The organism is Porphyromonas pasteri, assembly GCF_014647755.1.
Classification (GTDB): domain Bacteria; phylum Bacteroidota; class Bacteroidia; order Bacteroidales; family Porphyromonadaceae; genus Porphyromonas; species Porphyromonas pasteri.
This window is the reverse complement of sequence record NZ_BMPU01000009.1, coordinates 1-553: the sequence shown is the minus strand read 5'-3', so window position 1 is coordinate 553 and position 553 is coordinate 1. Positions and strand designations below refer to the sequence as shown.

Below are 553 nucleotides of genomic sequence, written 5' to 3'. Positions count from 1 at the left end.
TAATAATCGGGCATAAGCTATTTACCGAAGCTGTGGGATGTGTAAACATCGGTAGGGGAGCATTCTAGCGGCGCTGAAGGTGAGAGGACAACTCTTGCTGGAGCTTCTAGAAAAGCAAATGTAGGTATAAGTAACGATAAAGGAGGTGAGAAACCTCCTCGCCGAAAGACTAAGGTTTCCTGATCAACGCTAATCGGATCAGGGTTAGTCGGGGCCTAAGGGGCAGCCGAACGGCGGACCCGATGGAAGAACCGGTTAATATTCCGGTACTAATTATGTGAGCGATGTGGAGACGGAGATGTGACGGTCCTGCCAACTGACGGAATAGTTGGTTGAAGGGTGTAGGAGTTGATCTGAGTAGGCAAATCCGCTCGGAGATCCGAACCTGACAGTACTCTGAGTGCTTGCACAAGGAGATATGGACAACTGTAACGGTGCTCCCAAGAAAATCCGCTAAGCATATTGCATGATTACCCGTACCACAAACCGACACAGGTGGTTGGGTTGAGTATACTAAGGCGCTCGAGTGATTCGCGGTTAAGGAACTAGGCAA

General features: G+C 49.4%; 1 rRNA gene. It reads left to right on the top strand.

The annotated features are described in order from the left end of the window. Positions 1-553 (top strand): 23S ribosomal RNA (locus IEX77_RS08440); the annotation flags it as partial.